The following is a 15,455-nucleotide window of genomic DNA, read 5'->3' on the forward strand; positions in this document are numbered from 1 at the left end:
CCCGTGTGGAGTATTGCCGAGCCAGTACGGTATCTTGGTGAAGCCAGGCGCAGAAAATTTTCCGCCATCTTCCGACTTGTGGCGATCGGGGCAGATTTGGAAATAGAACTTAAACCGGACGGATCCGCAACGACGGATGACCTTATATCACTCGCCACCTGGCTTCGCCAGGAGCGTTCGCTTCACGGACGCGTTCGCCAGATCCGACGGATGCCAAGTGAAACTGAGCTCGGAGGCGCTTTCGAACTGATCTCAGTCGCGATCGGTTCAGGCGGCCTGGCCACAGTTCTTGCAGGAAGTCTGAGCGCATGGTTGCAGACGCGCTCCAAGATTCGCATCCGAATTACGAGAGGCGAACGAAGCGTCGAAATAGATGCGAGCAACCTTGGAAACGCACAGGAGTTGCTCCAGCGCCTTGTGGAACTCTCCGATGACTCTGCCAGTAAATGATTATTCGGATTCACGCGCGATACTGATCGCTGTCTCGCGATATGAGGACGACGCCTTTCGTGATGTTCCGGCGGCGGAAACCAGCTTGCAGAGAGTTCTTTCGGTGCTGACAGACTCATTGCTGTGCGGATGGCCGGAGGACCGAGTTGAAGTAATCCTGAACCCGCCCGAACCGACCAAGCTTGCACAGCGCCTGCGGAGATTGGCAGAAGAGACCTATGGAACACTTCTCGTTTACTTTGTGGGCCACGGGGTCTTGACGGAAATTGGAGAGCTCTGTCTCGTACTCGGAAGCACCGAAGCCAGCGATCCGGATTTGACCGGCCTGGAATTCGAACGCCTGAGGCGAGCCCTGATTGCCAGTCCAGCCCAGACAAAGATTGTGATTCTCGATTGCTGCTATTCAGGTCGGGTCATACAAGGGTTGTCAAGAGCGAGTGAGCAGGAACTAGCAGATGCTACTCAGATCGCAGGCGCGTATACCCTGACGGCTGCAGATCAGGCCGCTCATGTTCCGCCCCGAGAGGAGCAGGACCAAGGCTTATGCACATCGTTCACCGATAGCCTCGTTGGTGCCATCCGGGACGGAGTCCAGAATAGTTCTCCAGTACTAACACTAGGGGTACTGTATCCCGAGGTCAAGAAGCGTCTCCGTGCGCGCGGCCTTCCTATACCTAATCACCGGGGCACGGACACAGCCTACCTCTTTCCATTTGCATGGAATGCTTCGTATGACTTTGCGAAGTCAAGCAGCGCAAACGGAGTCATCACCAGCCTCGCCCTAACCATATCTGAGGATGGTGTTGTCGGCTTCGATGGCGTCGAGTTGGGGACGCAATTGGCGCGCCTGCTGGAGCAAAGCCCTCTGAATGGGCTGGATGGGCACGGGCTTGAAAGTGTCCGGAACTCCCCGGGCGTTTACCAACTCGTCCGTCAGAGTGGAACTGGCAAACCTGAGGTAGTGTATGTGGGCTCTGCAAGGGAGTCCTTGCGCGTACGCCTACAGCAGCATCAGCGAAAGCTCTCAGGTCGTCAGGGGATCGATCCGGACGCGATCTTATTCTCGTGCTTGCCTATGACCCAAGACCTGGTTTCTTTGGGCTTGCAGCTCGTCGCTACTCCCAATTTCCGGAGCCTCAACCCCGAGTGGAACCGGAATGGATTTGGAAACGCAGACCCAGGACGCCGCCGAGATGGCGCTCGGGTTCCGGAGAGCCATTTCGACGCCCTGTTTCCCATCGATTTAACATATCGTCTTGAGTGGCCTGCACCTGGTCCGATGTCCGTGCGTCATGCGCTCGATCACGTCAAGAGGCAGTTGCCATACGTCTTTCGCTACGACCGAGGTGATTCGAGGCTAGATGAGGCAGCTTTTGAGGCTCCGAGCCGTTGGTCGAGTGCCGATCAAGCCTTCAAGATGATCGCTACTGCGGTAGGCGAAGGCTGGCAGATTACGGCGATGCTGGGTTATGTAACGATGTATCAAGATTTGGTGTGCTACCCAAGCGCTTGGCGGTATTACCGTGGAACCTCGGTTGCCGACCAGACGCCTGATCTCGTTCGGCATGACGCCACCAGCGCCAGTTAGTCCTGCCCGGAAAGCCGCGCACGGCCTCGACGACCTGCTTGACGGGGTGCGGCGGCACAACCGGCCAGGGGCAGCCCGGAGATTACCCCGCAACGACTCGCCCGCCACCGCCCCGCCGAACGCTAACCCGGCGTCCGCGTTGTCCTGAGTCAGCGCTCGAAGCTCGCGAAGCCATGCCGCCGAGGTGCGCTCCTGCCTGCCTATGACTCCCCGGGCCGGCAGATCGGGTGGCGCACATGATCTTGCGTGATGTGTGCGGTGTGTGCTCTCCGGCGTGTGCCAACCTGGGTGAACCGATGCCGACGCGGGTCACCGCGTCGGCCGCCGGTCGCACATCGGGCTTCGTGTGCTCCGCGTGTGGTCCTGGGCTGGGAGAACGGGGTCCGGGTGACGTGGGTGAACGTGGGCCACTCCCTGCCACCTCCGGTGAACCCCAGGTCGCTAGACTGGGCGCTCGCGCCCTCGTAGCTCAGGGGATAGAGCAACGGTTTCCTAAACCGTGTGTCGCAGGTTCGAATCCTGCCGGGGGCACCAGGCGAAACGTAGATCACCTCTCTGATCTGAAACTTCGCGTGGCCTCACCGCTTCCGCAAGAAGCGACATCGTTAGCACTTCTCTGCCGGTCTCCGTGGGGCTGCTAGGTGCTCGGGTGTCCCGAGCCCGCCGGCAAAGTCAGCGGGCGACGAGTGAGCCAGCCTGATCCACCCAGCCCTCGCAAGCCGTCAGCCGCCTTGCCGCGAGCGCTGAGAAACGGCGGCTGAGGTTTACCGGTGTCGCGACGTAGGCGGCCGACCGACCGGCGATGACTTAGATCATGCCAAGGCTCGGTCCTACCAAGAACCGCAACGCCACCGCAGGCATGCACCACAACCCGAAGATCGGCGCCGCCTTCGTGCGCACCGCCATCGACGATCACAGCCGCGTCGCTTACGCCGAATTCATCACGACAAGACCACCGCCACCTCCTGGGCTTGCCAGGCGCTCATCGAACCGTGATGATCACGATCCCGCCTGGAGCACTAAGGTAAGGGGATGTCTGCGGATAAACCCCTTACCTCGTGGGCGGGACGCGTGGCCGCGTTGCTGGGCATCGTGCTTGTGGCGCTCACCCTGCGCCAGACGGTTGCGGTGATGTCACCGATCCTCGGCGACATCCGGGTGGACATCCCGATATCGAACATCGGCGTCGGGCTGCTCGGCACGTTGCCACCGATCCTGCTGGCGGTATCGGGGTTCGTCGCGCCGCGCGTCGCCCGCGGCATCGGCCTCGGCGGCGGCATCGTGCTGGCGCTGCTGTTCATGACCCTCGGCCATCTCGTGCGCGCAGTCGCCCCGGGCTACGCAGTGCTGCTCGTCGGCAGTGTCGTCGCACTCGCCGGCACGGGCATCGGAAATGTGCTGCTGCCGCCGATCGTGCGGCGCTACTTCCCCGACCGGATAGCGCTGCTGACCGCCGTCTACGTCTGCATCCTGGGCGTGAGCACGGCCCTGCCCGCCGCGGTCGCCGCCCCAGTCGCCGAGCAGGTCGGATGGCGGTTCTCGCTCGGCATATGGGCGGCGACCACGGTGGTCGCGCTCGTTCCGTGGCTCGTCATCATCACGCGGGAGCGCCGCGGACGACTCTCGGACGCCGACGCCGTCGAGTCTCCGCCCACCACCCTCGTCACGCGACTGTGGCGGTCACGCGTGGCCCTGTCGATCACCGTCTTGTTCTCGACCAGCACGATCCTTACCTACGCGTGTTTCGCGTGGCTGCCCGAGATCCTCGGCGACATCGCTGGCTCGACGCCGACCGAAGCCGGTGTGCTGCTCGCCGTCACCGGCATCATCAGCGCGCCCATCGCGCTCATCGCGCCCCTGCTCGTCGCGCGGCTGCGCGCTGTCAGCCGGCTGATCGCCGCCGGTACCGCCAGCTTCGTGCTCGGCTACCTCGGCCTGCTGCTTGCGCCCGCGACACTCACACTGCTCTGGGTGCTGCTCATCGGCTCGGGCTCGATCCTGTTCCCGGTCAGCCTCGTGCTCATCAACGTACGCACCCGAACCCAGGGCGGCACCGTCGCGCTGAGCGGCTTCGCGCAGGGGATCGCGTACGCGCTCGGCGCGCTCGGTCCTCTACTCGTCGGGCTGCTGCACGACGTGAGCGGCGGGTGGACTTTGCCGCTGCTGTTTCTGCTCGCCGTCGCCCTCGTGGCGGCCATCCCGGCGGCCACGCTGGCCAAGCCCGCGTTCGTCGAGGACGAGCTCGCCCGCTCCTACTCCAGCCGAGGGTCGTGATCACGGTTCGATGAGCGACGGCCACCCTCGGTGAGGCCATGGCCTCACGGGATGCGTCTTCGAGGCTCTTACGCGCTACTCCATGCCTCTGCATGAATCACCTGTGACCTGCTGTTCTGCTTGCGCCCCTGGTAGGCATAGTCTTGCGAGTTCGTTTCCTAAACCGTGTGTCGCAGGTTCGAATCCTGCCGGGGGCACCAGGTCACAGCCTTGAGCACCGATCACTGATCCGCCTTCCGGTGCTTCCGTGCCCGCTGCGTGCCCGATCGCCTTGCGACCTTCGACCGGCTCGCGTCCAGGTGCTCAGCAACCTTCGCGTCTCGCCCGTCCACCGCACGGGTGTAGTGACGAGTCGTGATGCTGGCATTGGCGCGCACGAGCCGACGAGCCGCCACCAGGACGCCATGGGAGTCCGCGACCCAGCTCGCGTGCGTGGCCAGCGAAGCACGTTGGGGACAACGAGCTGCGAGCCAACCTCGAATAGGTACGACGTCAGGCCGGATGTCAGCGTCGTGAGGTCCTTGGCCCGCTGAGACCCGGAGTATCGCGACGGGGACCCCCTGGGACTCGACGTGCTGACCGAAGGACACAACGCGGACCGGTGGCTGGTTCAGGGCCAGCCTGCCTTGCTTGGCGAGGTCCTTGAGGCACAGAAGGGCGACCTCGACCATCGACTCGTAGTAGCCGTACCGAACCAGTTCGAAGAACGGAATAATGAAGTCCGCTCCCGAAATTGGCACGCCATGTTCGATCTTGTCGGCGAACCGAAAGTCTTGATCTTCGAATTGTTGAGAGGTGGGGCGGCCTCAGCCACCCCACCCCTCAATGGGTGTCACGCAGACGATCGACGACCATCAGGCTTTGTCATCGGGGGCCATCAGGACGAGCCGGCGTCGGCGTGTGATGAGGAAGAGCACGGCGCCGAGCGCCACGATGCCGGCGCCGATACCACCGATTAGCCCGGCCTGGACGCCGGTCACCGGCAGGCCGCCGCCAGAGCCGGCCGAGCCGCCCCTGTCTGAGCCGCCGCCGTCCGAGCCGTTGCCGCTGGAGCCCGCGGCGCCGACGTGGACCCGAAACTCAGCGGTGTTGTCCGCCGGGTTGGCGTCCCTGACGTCTTCCGTGGACAGAGCCTTGAGGCCCTTGGGCAGTTTGCCGCTCGTGCTGCGAGCCAGCGAGGCGGGGCTGACCTCGGTCTGGGTGGCGAGGGCGACACCGGTGAGCTTTCCGCCGTTCAGCACCACCGGGCCGGGGGCGTCCTTGGCCACGGTCACCGGGAAGACGATGCCCACGACCGAGAGGATGTCGTCGTCCTTACCGCTGTCCTGGTCGATCGGCACCAGTGCGACGTCCTCGTAGTCACAGGTGACCGTGCGGTTGCCCGTGCCGTAGGTGCAGCCTGGCTCCACCTCGGCGAAGGTCACGTGCTCGGGCAGCGCGACGGAGACCTGGAGGCCTCTGGCGATGGTGTCCCCGACGTTGCCGACGGCGCCAAGGACGAAGCTGCTGTCGCCCGGCGCTACCGGCTTGTTGGTCAGCTCCCCGTCGTCGGTCACTTGGTACACGTCCTCGGCCACGGCCACCAGGTCGACGCCCTTGGCCGGTACGTCGACCGTGACAGTCGCTGAGTTGTTGGTCTGGTCAGGGTCGGAAGGCGACACCGCGGTGACGGTGAACGAGCCGGCCGCGCCCGTCTTGCCCGCTACAGGCGTCAGCCCGAACGGCATCTTCTGAAGGAGGCTGTGCCCGACAGCGAGCCCGGGCTCCTTCCGGCACAGCATCTTCTCGCCGCTGCGCTCGCAGCTGAGCTGGGTCGATGGCCCGACCGTGACCTTGCTGTCGTCGAGGCCGCTCAGGTCGTACTCAAGGGTCCAGTACACGCCGCTGGCAGGACCTTTGTTAACCACGGTGGTGGTGAGCTCCTTGGCCGAGTCGCCAGCGGTCACGGCGATGGCTGAGGTAGTCAGCTCCAGGTCGGCGTCATCAGCCTCCGCATACGCCGGGCTGCCGGTGGCGAGCAGGGTGGCGGATGCGAACAGCGCGAGTGTACTCACGCCAGCGCGCCTTAATGCACGCATTCTCATGTATCCCCCGGGAAGATCGAAAGGCGGAAGTGGAACGGCGTACGATACCGGAGACGGGCAGCCTCGCTTACCAAGGCGGCCGTCCGGGTTCATGATCTCGTCCCGAGCGCCCGCGGGCGAGAGCCGACTGGCCACCATCATCGACGGCGGCGACGAGGCGTAGCCGGCCGATCCCCGTCAGGCAGCACGTAGGTGACCAGGTGGTAGAGCTTCTCGTCATTCGCGATGACGTTCCGCCAGTCCTGCTTGACGCCCAAGCGAGCAGATCGGCGTATCTCGCGGTAAACAGCCACTCTGCCAGGCGCCGCTCGGCCAAGCGGCCAGTGGCGCGAGCAAACCGGCGACGCGGCTACACAGCCGCCGAGTTGAGGCCGGTGCCGCCGACGTCGGGTCTCAGGACCTGCGTGACGGATCAGTCTCGGGACGTGGGTGACACCTCCGGCTACCGCCTGCAACGAAGCCGGTGAGGTGGCTCCTCTCGGCCTACTCGGTGAACGCGGGGAATGAGCGCATCTTGTCGAAGCGACCGGCGGCCAGGTCGTCGAATTCGATCAGAAAGCGTCCAAAGTGAACGAAGTATTCGGTGGGGAACTGGGCGAGCGGCACCCATTCCCGAATCAGTCGGGATTCCTCTTCGCGGCGCCAGCGGATCCTCTCGGACCGCGGAAGGCCGGGTTCGGTCTCCAGTCGGGCCCGGAGGCTGCAACGCGCCATCTGCTCCTCCCGAGAGTACGAGCCTCCGATTCTTCTCGTGTATCCACCGATGTGAAGGGATGACAGGCCCGTCCCCGTCGGCCAGAGATCCTGGACCAGTGCGACATCGGCCTGCGCTCGCGGCGGCCCGCGGCGCGTTGCAACGGGCGAATGCCCTGTTGGCCATCACGACCCGCGTCGCGGGCCCGCCTCAGCTGGTCGCGACGCTGGACAAATTCGCGCGGAGCGGCGCTGGCACGAGGAACGACGCTTCGCGCCAGTGTGGATGCTTCCTGAGATCCGGCGGTGCCGGATCCGGGGCAACTTGCTCGGACCCGTTCGGCCCGAGCGGCCCGAGCGTGGCACCCGGCTCGGCGGTGCGTGCCACCCCGGCCGGGATCCGCACCCCGACCGCCTGTGAGCCGTCACAACCCCGGGTTGACGGACGTGTACGCGGCGCGACCCGTCCGGGTCGGTAGCTGCAAAGCGACCGGCATTCCTTATAGCGGCGATAAGTGCAGGTGATCGCTGTACTGGAATCAGCAGTTTCCGCGGCTGCTTGATGCTTCTGCGACCTGGTACGACCTCCACTCCTCCGGCGCTTCTCCGCCGGGCCGGACTGTAGCCGTAGAGCGTCGGCCAGGGAATTCAGTACCGCGTGAATCCGCTCGGGTACGAGCGTTTCCATACCTAAGAAGAGGTCATGTCGAGTCATAGCACATCCCACCGCTCACCCCAGCGGTCCAAGACCTGGTTGCTGGCAGTCGTGCTCCTGTCCGTGTTCGTGATGCCGATCAGCATTTCGGGCACGGCCATCGCGATTCCGGCAATCTCGCAGGATCTGGGCAGTTCGCCCACCGGGCTGCAATGGGTTGTGAACGGCTTCAACGCGGCGTTCGCCGTCTTCACCCTGCTCTGGGGGGTACTGTCCGACCGGATTGGTTACCGGGCGACCTTCCTCGCGGGCCTCGTGATCATCCTCGCGGCATCGATCGTCAGCGCCGTGTCCGGAAACCTGCTGACTCTCGATGTCGGTCGTATCCTCGCCGGCGCCGGTGGCGCCGCGGTCTTCACGGGCGCGGCGGCACTGCTGTCCAACGCCTTCGACGGCCCACAGCGAGCGCGGGCCTTCGCCTTGTTCGGAACCACCATCGGCCTCGGGCTGGCCCTCGGCCCCACGATCTCCGGAGGGCTCGTCGCCGGCGTCGGCTGGCGCGGGGTCTTCGGGCTCTTCGCCGTCGTCATGGTCGTCGCCCTTCTCGGGTCTCCGACGGTCCCGCACCTCCGGCACGAGCGTGAAGCGGGCCAGAAGGCCGTCGACTTCTCGCTGTTGGGCAACAAGAAGTTCCTATCGATGGTTCTGGTCCCCGTCGCGGCCGCCATCGGATACGTGACGGTGCTCAGCTACCTGCCGGTCGCGCTGAGCGCGGTCCATGGCATGTCGGCGGGAACCGCAGGCCTGTTCATGCTGCCGATGACCGTCCCGGTCCTCCTCGGCCCCATGATCGCGTCGTTCCTGATCTCGCGTTTCGAGCGCATCGGGCCCATGACGATGATCAACGCCGCGCTCGTCGCCCTGGTGCTGGGAGATCTCGGGCTGCTGCTGCTCGGTGCCGGCTCCTCGCTGCAGTTGCTCATCGTTCCCATGATCCTGCTCGGCTTCGGCTTCGGCTTCCCCATCGGCCTGGTCGACGGAGAAGCGCTGCTCGCCATCCCGGCGCGGAGCAGTGGTACGGCCGCAGGTGTCCTCAACTTCATGCGGCTGGGCAGCGAAGCCGTCGTGGTGGGTGCCTACGCGGCCGTCCTGGCGGCCCTCCTGCGGTCCCACATCGCCGACCCGGTCGTTGCTGAGACGACCGCAGCCGGCGCCCCGGGACACGGTGCGACGTACGCCTCGCAATTCCACCTCATCGTCATTGCGATGGCGATCCTCACGGCCGTCTTCACCGTGGTCATCAACCTGCTGCACATGGCCCACGGTCGGGCCGGCGCAGCCCAGGAAGAACTCGGCGGACCTGTGGTCCTCGAGGAGACCCGGGACCGGCAGGCCGAGCGGCTCGCCTGACCAGGACGCGGCTCGTGCCAGGTCATCCAGATCAACGCCGGACCTGGCACGAGCCGGCGCACATCGGCCCTGGACACTCGGCCGGCTACGCCCAGTCAGCTGGGCAGACGTCGTGAGCGGTAGGCGTCGTTGGTCGCTCGCGATCGCGTCACGCCTACCCCGAATTCGCGACAACGAGGCCGCCACCACCGCGGTCGACGTGCTCCGCAACGCCGTCACTAACATCTTCGGATGCCCGGTCGCTGGAGCCTCCCACGTGCCGTGAACCGCCTTCATCGCGATGTCCTGGCGCCGATCGGCTTCGAGCGCCACGGCAACAGCTGCACGCGAACGGACAACGGGCTCCTTCGAGAGATGCGGTTCTACACCCCTCGGTGGGGCGACCCCGCCACGAAGGGAATCCAGGTGTTCCTCGGCGTTCGGATCGTGGGCCTGCCGGAACCACTGGTCGAGCTCCGCCGCGAGGCGCTGTGGACGCATCTTGAGCCGGTCCGCCAGCTCAACGAGTACCCACGTCCCGCGTCTGAGGAGCCGTTGCCGGCAGAGTTGGTAGACGACGTTGTCGGGCCCGGCGTCGCCTTCCTGTGTCACGCCGTGGACCTCCACACCTTCGGCAGGTGGGCGGCCGAGGTCCATGCCCGACAGGGGTCCTGGGGACCGTTCCGGCAGGTGTATCCGGGCGGCACAGCCCCATTGCAGGCAGCAGCGTTCGCGGCGGCGGTGGCCGGAGACAAGGCTCTGGCTCACCGCATCGCAGGAGCGGTGATTGCTCAAGAAGAGAACCCGCGGGAGGTACGGGACTTCCGCTCGGAGCTGGAAAGAGTGGCCCGACAGTAAGCGACCTGGCGGCCGGCAGACCAGGCAAGCCCTCGGTGGAGGGTCACGCAGGTCCGGCCGGCGATGTCGGGCAAGCCGTCGGGCTACGACTCGCTACGCCCCGTGAGCGGGTGTACAGAGGAAGGGTGCAGACCGTCGTCGTCCTCATGGCTCTGTCGTTGGGGCGTACGTTCCTGGAGCGCGAACTCCCGGCCGGATCGGTGCGCGTCGTCCCCGATCCGGCCGTCAGGCGGCACCGCGACCAGCACCTGGCCGAGCAGGTCGGGCGGATCCTCTCGGACGGCCGGGACGTGGTCGTCGACGCCCCGTCCCGAAGCGCTCGGCGTGCTGTCATGGCTGCCGCGACCGGTCACGGCGCGCGGGTGATCGGATACTGGGCGCGGCCTCCGAAGCTGGGGATGCCCTGGATTCTCGAGTACGAGCCGGAGCGCAGCCAACTGAGCCGGCGCCCGCGCAGGACGGACGGGTTCGACGCGCTCTACGAGGTCGTGGACCCGGAGCAGGAGTACCACCTCCGAGAACTGTGAAGGCCGACCTCCGTGGGGCATCGGGCACGTCCCGGAAGGGTTGTGCCCCGGCTCGCGCCGGGGCACAACCGTGTCCGAGGACCAGCCGCCCACGATTTCCGGCGGCAGTTTTGGTCCAGGTCAGGCCTCGCGGTTGAACAGGCGCTTCGCCCAGAGGTATCCGCCCAGCGCGATGACGCCACACCAGACGAGCGAGATCCACGCGTTGTTACCGATTGGCTCGTCCATGAGCAGGCCGCGCAGGGTTTCGATGATCGGCGTGAACGGCTGGTAGTCGGCGAACCAGCGCAGCCCGGCCGGCATGGAATCGGTGGGGACGAACCCACTGCCGAGGAAGGGCAGCAGGATGAGCGGCATGGGCGCGTTGCTCGCGGTCTCGACGGTCTTGCTGACCAGGCCCAGCGCGACGGAGAGCCAGACGAGCGCGAAGGTCACCGCCATGAGGAAACCGGCCGCGGCCAGCCACTCGACCGGCCCGGCGGTGGGCCGGAAACCGACAAGCAGCGCCACGCCGGTCACGACCGCCAGGCTGAACGCCGCCTGGATCATGCTGCCCAGGACGTGCCCGGTCAGCACCGAGACGCGGGCGATGTGCATGGTGCGGAACCGGGTGATGATGCCCTCGGTCATGTCCATGGCGATCGAGATGGCGGTGCCCTGGACGGTGGCCGCGACGGTCATCAGGATGATCGCGGGGGCCACGTAGTTGGCGTACGCGGCACGCCCGCCGGCCGCCCCGCTGACCGCCGCGCCGTCGAGCCCGGCGCCGAGCGTGCCACCGAGCACGTAGACGAACAGCAGCAGGAAGACGACGGGCATCCCGACGAGCATCAGGGTCATCGACGGATATCGCAGCATGCGTTTGACGTTGCGGCGCAGCATCGTCGCCGAGTCGCGCAGCGGGTGGAACCGGAGGCTCGCCGGTGCGGGGACGGTGAGGGCGGTGGTGCTCATCGGGCGGTCACCTTCTCGTCGGTGGGGTTGCCGGTGAGGGCGAGGAAGACGTCGTCGAGATCGGGGGTGTGCACGGACAGCTCGTCGACCTCGATGGCCTGGTCGTCGAGCCGGCCGATGAGGGTCTTGAGCGAGCGCAGGCTGCCGTCGCTGGGCACCCGCAGGGCGAGCGCGTCGTTGTCGCGGGACGCCTGGCCCAGCACGCGCATGGCCGCGTCGAGGTTCCGCGGGTCGGCGAACCGCAGGCGTACGTGTCCGCCGGGGATGCGGCGCTTCAGGTCCTCGGCGGTTCCCTCGGCGACCACCCGGCCCTGGTCGAGGACGGCGATCCGGTCGGCCAGCTCGTCGGCTTCCTCCAGGTACTGCGTGGTCAGGAAGATGGTGACCCCGCCGGCCACGAGGTCCCGCACGATCTGCCACATGTTGCGGCGGCTGCGCGGGTCCAGGCCGGTGGTCGGCTCGTCGAGGAAGATCACCTGGGGGCTGCCGACCAGGGTCATCGCCAGGTCCAGCCGCCGCCGCATGCCGCCGGAGTAGGCCGACGCGGGCTTGCGGGCCGCCTCGGTCAGGTCGAACTGGTCGAGCAGGTGGGCGACGCGCCGCCGGCCGTCGCGCCGGCCGAGGTGGTGCAGATCCGCCATCAGCAGGAGGTTCTCCTCGCCGGTGAGCAGGTTGTCCACCGCGGAGAACTGGCCGGTGACGCCGATCGCGGCGCGTACCGCGTCCGGCTCGCGGGCGAGGTCGTGGCCCGCCACCCGGACGTCACCGGCGTCGGCGCCGAGCAGAGTGGACAGGATCTTCACGGTGGTGGTCTTCCCGGCGCCGTTCGCGCCGAGCAGCGAGAAGACCGTTCCCCGTTGCACGTACAGGTCGAGACCGTCGAGCACGACCTGGTCGCCGAACGCCTTGCGTAGCCCGGTGGCGGTGATCGCCGGCCGGGACTGCTGGATGGTCATGGGTTCCCTTCCCGGGGCCAGGAGTGGTCAGGAGCGGTGGATGGTGATGTCGCCGTACGCGGTGCGGCCGCGTACCTCGACCGTCTCGTCGGTCTCGCCGGGCCGGGTGGCGTTCTCCAGCAGGTTGCGGACCTGCCCGAAGGTGGTGTTCACCTCCAGCCAGGCGGCGGTGCCCTCGGCGATGCCGATGTCCAGGTCACCCATGGCGGTCCCGAGGACGACCGAACCGCGGGCCACCTCGCCGAGGCGGATGGCGCCGTTGGACGTCTTCGCGTCGACGCCGGCGCCGGCCCGCCCGACGGAGATGTCGCCGTTGGCCGCGCGTACGCGCACGTCGCCGCTGACCGCGTCGACTGTGGTGTCGCCGTTGGAGTTCTTGATCGTGGCGGTGCCCTCGACGACGCCGACCTGGACCTTGCCGGAGCCCGTGGAGATGTCGGCGTTGCCCGTGACGGCGTCGACGGTGACGTGACCGGCCGCCGTGTGCAGGCGCAGCGCGCCGGTTCGTTCGAGCGACACGTTTCCGGCGGAGGTCTTGAGCCGGCACTCCCCGAGCCGGCCGGCGAAGCGGAGGTCGCCCACCTGGAGGTCGGCGGACACCCGGGAGTCGCTGGGCAGTTCGATGGACACGTCGACCGACCTGGTCTTGCGGGAGAAGTCGAAGGCGCGCGCCCTCGGGCCGGTGACCCGGAGGACACCGTTGGCGTAGTCGACGCGGATCTGCTGTGCGGCCCTGACGTCGGACTCGTCGGATCCGTTGCTCGGGCGTACCTCGACGGTCGTGTCGGTCCGGTCGCTCGCGGCGATCCGTACGTGGCCGACGCCGAGTTCGAGCGTGACGGAGATCGATTCGGGCGTCTCGAAACTGGGCATGGTTGTCCCCCTGTCGTGGGTGGGTGAGCCGTCCCCGCAGGTCGGGGACGTGGTGGTCGGAGGCGGGGCGGTGCGGTCAGCGCACCCAGCCGGTGAAGCCCTGGCGGGCTCGTTTCCCGCCGCCGGGCGGCTCGGGACGCGTGTCGCGGTCGGGCCGCTGGAGGCCGGCGGCGGCCGCCCGGACCAGCCAGGCGTTGACCGAGCGGCCCTCCTTGGCGGCGGCCTCCTCGATCGCGGCCTTGAGTTGCTCGGGCAGGCGTACGTTGATCCGCGCGGCGGGGCCGTCCTCGGCGTACCGCAGGTCGGTGTCGGACGCGTCGGTGACCGCCGTCGTGGCGTCGGGCGCCGGCGGGAGCGGCTCGGCGGGAGGCAGGGTCACCACGAAGTTCGGCTCGCGTCCGCGCAGCCGCAGTTCCACCGAACCCGGGGCCAGGTCCCGGGTGATCTCGTCGGCGGCGGCCGACAGCGCGTCTAGCAGCGTGATCCGGATCGCCGACTCGAGCGACCCGGTCAGGCGCTCGACCAGCGCACGCGCCTCGTCGCCGCCGGCTTCGGCGAGCGTGGCGAACTCGCGTCCGAGGTTGCTTACATACGAGGTCAAGTCCATGGTGCCATCATGGCACACGAATGGCGCCACACACAAGCCATGTTGGCTCAGGTGTGGCATCACGGGTGGCGCGGTCTGGCACGCGGACCGGAAGGCGCGGCCGACAGAGCTCGGCCGTCCCCGCTGGCGAGGGCGGGGACGGCCGGTTCCGTGGCGCGATGCCTCAGTCGGTGAGCGATCGCCAGAACGCGATCTGGTGGTCGCGGGTGAAGTCGGTGCGACCGATGCTCGCCGCGGCCTTCGCCGCGCATCCCCTGCCCGCCCGCCCGACCGGGGACTGGCGCGCCAAGCTGGAACTGCTCTGCCGGACGCAGTGGGCCATGTACCGGCGGCACCCCTGGCTCGCGCACGTCGTGTCACTCACGAGGCCACTCCTCGCGCCGCACGCCATCGCGCACACCGAGTGGACGATGGGCGCCGTCGCCGGCCAGGGACTCGACCCCACCACGCTGATCCACGTGGCCGCCACCGTCGCGAACTTCGTCCGTGGCACCGCCGTGAACCTGCAACGTGAGGCGGAGGCCGAACAGGACACGGGCCTCACGGACGACGAGTGGCTGCACAGCCAGAGCGACGCGCTCGCCGCCGCGCTGCGCGGCGGGTCCTTCCCGATCCTGGCCGGCATCTCGGGCCGCGACGACGTCGAACTCACCCTCGACACCCTGTTCGAGTTCGGGCTGTCACGCCTGCTCGACGGCATCGCGCCGCTCTGCCGTGCCCCGGGCGGCGCCCAGGGCATGCCCTAGCTGGCCGCCCGCCGCGCCCGGGCCGTCTCGCCCCGGATCGGCAGCCAGTAGAAGGGGATGAACGCCGCGATCACGGCCACGCCCAGAGCGGGGACCACGGCGCCCAGCAGGGTGCCGGCGGCTATCCAGGTGAGCGCGAGCCGGAACCGCCGGGCGATGGCCCGCGCGCCGGCGGCGTCGAGGGTGGAGACGCGCAGCCGCTCGTGACGCCGGACGTACTCCCAGATGATGTTGAACAGGACGGCGGCCACCTCGAACACGATGCCGTGGAGCACGACGGCGGTGCGCTCGCCGTGGCCGTCGCGAAGAGCCGTCGCGAGGACGGAGGCGGCGAACGGCAGGAACGCGATGTCCATCAGCAGCACCGTGTTGAGGAACAGCACGGCGCGGTCGGCGACCCGGATCTGGTCGAACATGATGTGGTGGTTCGCCCAGATCTGCCCGATGAGCATGAAGGTCACGATGTAGGCCAGGTAGGACGGCCAGAGGGTGACCAGACCGTGGAACAGGTGCCGGCTGTCCTCCGGCGGACGGATCTCCAGGACGAGCAGGGTGACGGCGATGGCGATGACCGCGTCGCTGAACGCGACCACCCGTGCGGGATCGCGTTCCATGCCGAACGGCGTGGCCGCCCCTGATCCCCGCGCACGTTCCGTCACCGTCCCAGAGTCGGGCACCGGATGCCGCGACACGAGGAGCCGGGCGGTGTGTCATCCGACCTCCCCCCGGTCCCACCCGGTCGATCATGAAGTTATTGCGCCGACACGCCGGTACGACGGGCAATAACTTCATGATCGACGC

General features: G+C 67.3%; 14 protein-coding genes, 2 tRNA genes and 1 pseudogene. 10 read left to right on the forward strand and 7 right to left on the reverse strand.

Annotated features, from left to right (window positions below; genetic code table 11):
• Positions 1-78: 78 nt before the first annotated feature.
• The 6 genes and pseudogenes from ACSNOA_RS04685 to ACSNOA_RS04710 all read left to right on the forward strand — a co-directional run bounded on the left by ACSNOA_RS04685 (position 79) and on the right by ACSNOA_RS04710 (position 4,512).
• Positions 79-450: an effector-associated constant component EACC1 gene (locus tag ACSNOA_RS04685; RefSeq protein WP_436658315.1), complete on the forward strand. Its 372-nt coding sequence runs from the start codon at positions 79-81 to the stop codon at positions 448-450.
• On the forward strand, positions 431-2,038 hold the full coding sequence (locus ACSNOA_RS04690; protein WP_436656626.1) for a caspase, EACC1-associated type: 1,608 nt from the start codon (positions 431-433) through the stop codon (positions 2,036-2,038). Before ACSNOA_RS04685 ends, ACSNOA_RS04690 begins: the two co-directional genes overlap by 20 nt.
• A 458-nt stretch (positions 2,039-2,496) precedes the next feature.
• A tRNA-Arg gene (locus ACSNOA_RS04695) sits at positions 2,497-2,572 on the forward strand.
• Positions 2,573-2,873: 301 nt separating this feature from the next.
• Positions 2,874-2,975: pseudogene (locus ACSNOA_RS04700) on the forward strand (IS481 family transposase); the annotation flags it as partial.
• A 95-nt stretch (positions 2,976-3,070) separates the two neighbouring features.
• Entirely contained in the window at positions 3,071-4,312 is a 1,242-nt protein-coding gene (locus tag ACSNOA_RS04705; protein ID WP_436656628.1) for an MFS transporter, read from the forward strand.
• 124 nt (positions 4,313-4,436) lie between these two features.
• A tRNA-OTHER gene (locus ACSNOA_RS04710) sits at positions 4,437-4,512 on the forward strand.
• A 654-nt stretch (positions 4,513-5,166) separates the two neighbouring features.
• On the opposite strand, the gene ACSNOA_RS04715 is transcribed toward ACSNOA_RS04710, so the two are convergent.
• Complete coding sequence (locus ACSNOA_RS04715; RefSeq protein ID WP_436656630.1) at positions 5,167-6,366, reverse strand: hypothetical protein; 1,200 nt, start codon at positions 6,364-6,366, stop codon at positions 5,167-5,169.
• A 513-nt stretch (positions 6,367-6,879) separates the two neighbouring features.
• On the reverse strand, positions 6,880-7,110 hold the full coding sequence (locus ACSNOA_RS04720) for a bicyclomycin resistance protein (RefSeq protein WP_436656632.1): 231 nt from the start codon (positions 7,108-7,110) through the stop codon (positions 6,880-6,882).
• A 682-nt stretch (positions 7,111-7,792) separates the two neighbouring features.
• Between ACSNOA_RS04720 and ACSNOA_RS04725 the strand changes: the two genes are divergently transcribed.
• From ACSNOA_RS04725 to ACSNOA_RS04735, 3 genes are all read left to right on the forward strand, one after another.
• Positions 7,793-9,154: an MFS transporter gene (locus tag ACSNOA_RS04725; RefSeq protein WP_436656634.1), complete on the forward strand. Its 1,362-nt coding sequence runs from the start codon at positions 7,793-7,795 to the stop codon at positions 9,152-9,154.
• 231 nt (positions 9,155-9,385) lie between these two features.
• On the forward strand, positions 9,386-9,991 hold the full coding sequence (locus ACSNOA_RS04730; RefSeq protein ID WP_436656636.1) for a hypothetical protein: 606 nt from the start codon (positions 9,386-9,388) through the stop codon (positions 9,989-9,991).
• A 125-nt stretch (positions 9,992-10,116) separates the two neighbouring features.
• Positions 10,117-10,518, forward strand: a complete 402-nt coding sequence (locus ACSNOA_RS04735; RefSeq protein ID WP_436656638.1) for a hypothetical protein — start codon at positions 10,117-10,119, stop codon at positions 10,516-10,518.
• Positions 10,519-10,638: 120 nt separating this feature from the next.
• Here the strand turns inward: ACSNOA_RS04735 and ACSNOA_RS04740 are convergent, their stop codons facing one another.
• The 4 genes from ACSNOA_RS04740 to ACSNOA_RS04755 all read right to left on the reverse strand — a co-directional run bounded on the left by ACSNOA_RS04740 (position 10,639) and on the right by ACSNOA_RS04755 (position 13,908).
• Complete coding sequence (locus tag ACSNOA_RS04740) at positions 10,639-11,472, reverse strand: ABC transporter permease (protein ID WP_436656640.1); 834 nt, start codon at positions 11,470-11,472, stop codon at positions 10,639-10,641.
• On the reverse strand, positions 11,469-12,428 hold the full coding sequence (locus ACSNOA_RS04745; protein WP_436656642.1) for an ATP-binding cassette domain-containing protein: 960 nt from the start codon (positions 12,426-12,428) through the stop codon (positions 11,469-11,471). The genes ACSNOA_RS04740 and ACSNOA_RS04745 overlap by 4 nt, the downstream gene beginning before the upstream one ends.
• Positions 12,429-12,455: 27 nt before the next feature.
• Complete coding sequence (locus ACSNOA_RS04750) at positions 12,456-13,301, reverse strand: DUF4097 family beta strand repeat-containing protein (RefSeq protein ID WP_436656644.1); 846 nt, start codon at positions 13,299-13,301, stop codon at positions 12,456-12,458.
• A gap of 76 nt (positions 13,302-13,377) precedes the next feature.
• Positions 13,378-13,908, reverse strand: coding sequence for a YlcI/YnfO family protein (locus ACSNOA_RS04755; protein ID WP_436656646.1), 531 nt, complete (start codon positions 13,906-13,908; stop codon positions 13,378-13,380).
• Between the two features lie 170 nt (positions 13,909-14,078).
• Here ACSNOA_RS04755 and ACSNOA_RS04760 point away from each other — a divergent pair, with 170 nt between their 5' ends.
• The gene (locus ACSNOA_RS04760; protein WP_436656648.1) at positions 14,079-14,654 is read left to right on the forward strand and encodes a TetR/AcrR family transcriptional regulator C-terminal domain-containing protein; all 576 of its coding nucleotides are present in this window, start codon (positions 14,079-14,081) and stop codon (positions 14,652-14,654) included.
• On the opposite strand, the gene ACSNOA_RS04765 is transcribed toward ACSNOA_RS04760, so the two are convergent.
• The gene (locus ACSNOA_RS04765) at positions 14,651-15,313 is read right to left on the reverse strand and encodes a TMEM175 family protein (RefSeq protein ID WP_436656650.1); all 663 of its coding nucleotides are present in this window, start codon (positions 15,311-15,313) and stop codon (positions 14,651-14,653) included. The two genes, ACSNOA_RS04760 and ACSNOA_RS04765, sit on opposite strands and share 4 nt — an antisense overlap.
• Between the last annotated feature and the right edge of the window lie 142 nt (positions 15,314-15,455).

It is taken from the genome of Micromonospora sp. URMC 103 (assembly GCF_051386435.1).
Lineage (GTDB): Bacteria > Actinomycetota > Actinomycetes > Mycobacteriales > Micromonosporaceae > Micromonospora.

Coding starts and splice junctions, on each gene's coding strand:
- ACSNOA_RS04755 (WP_436656646.1), bottom strand. CDS start 13,908: ATGGACTTGACCTCGTATGTAAGCAACCTCGGACGCGAGTTCGCCACG.
- ACSNOA_RS04740 (WP_436656640.1), bottom strand. CDS start 11,472: ATGAGCACCACCGCCCTCACCGTCCCCGCACCGGCGAGCCTCCGGTTC.
- ACSNOA_RS04725 (WP_436656634.1), top strand. CDS start 7,793: ATGTCGAGTCATAGCACATCCCACCGCTCACCCCAGCGGTCCAAGACC.
- ACSNOA_RS04720 (WP_436656632.1), bottom strand. CDS start 7,110: ATGGCGCGTTGCAGCCTCCGGGCCCGACTGGAGACCGAACCCGGCCTT.
- ACSNOA_RS04730 (WP_436656636.1), top strand. CDS start 9,386: ATGCCCGGTCGCTGGAGCCTCCCACGTGCCGTGAACCGCCTTCATCGC.
- ACSNOA_RS04705 (WP_436656628.1), top strand. CDS start 3,071: ATGTCTGCGGATAAACCCCTTACCTCGTGGGCGGGACGCGTGGCCGCG.
- ACSNOA_RS04690 (WP_436656626.1), top strand. CDS start 431: ATGACTCTGCCAGTAAATGATTATTCGGATTCACGCGCGATACTGATC.
- ACSNOA_RS04745 (WP_436656642.1), bottom strand. CDS start 12,428: ATGACCATCCAGCAGTCCCGGCCGGCGATCACCGCCACCGGGCTACGC.
- ACSNOA_RS04750 (WP_436656644.1), bottom strand. CDS start 13,301: ATGCCCAGTTTCGAGACGCCCGAATCGATCTCCGTCACGCTCGAACTC.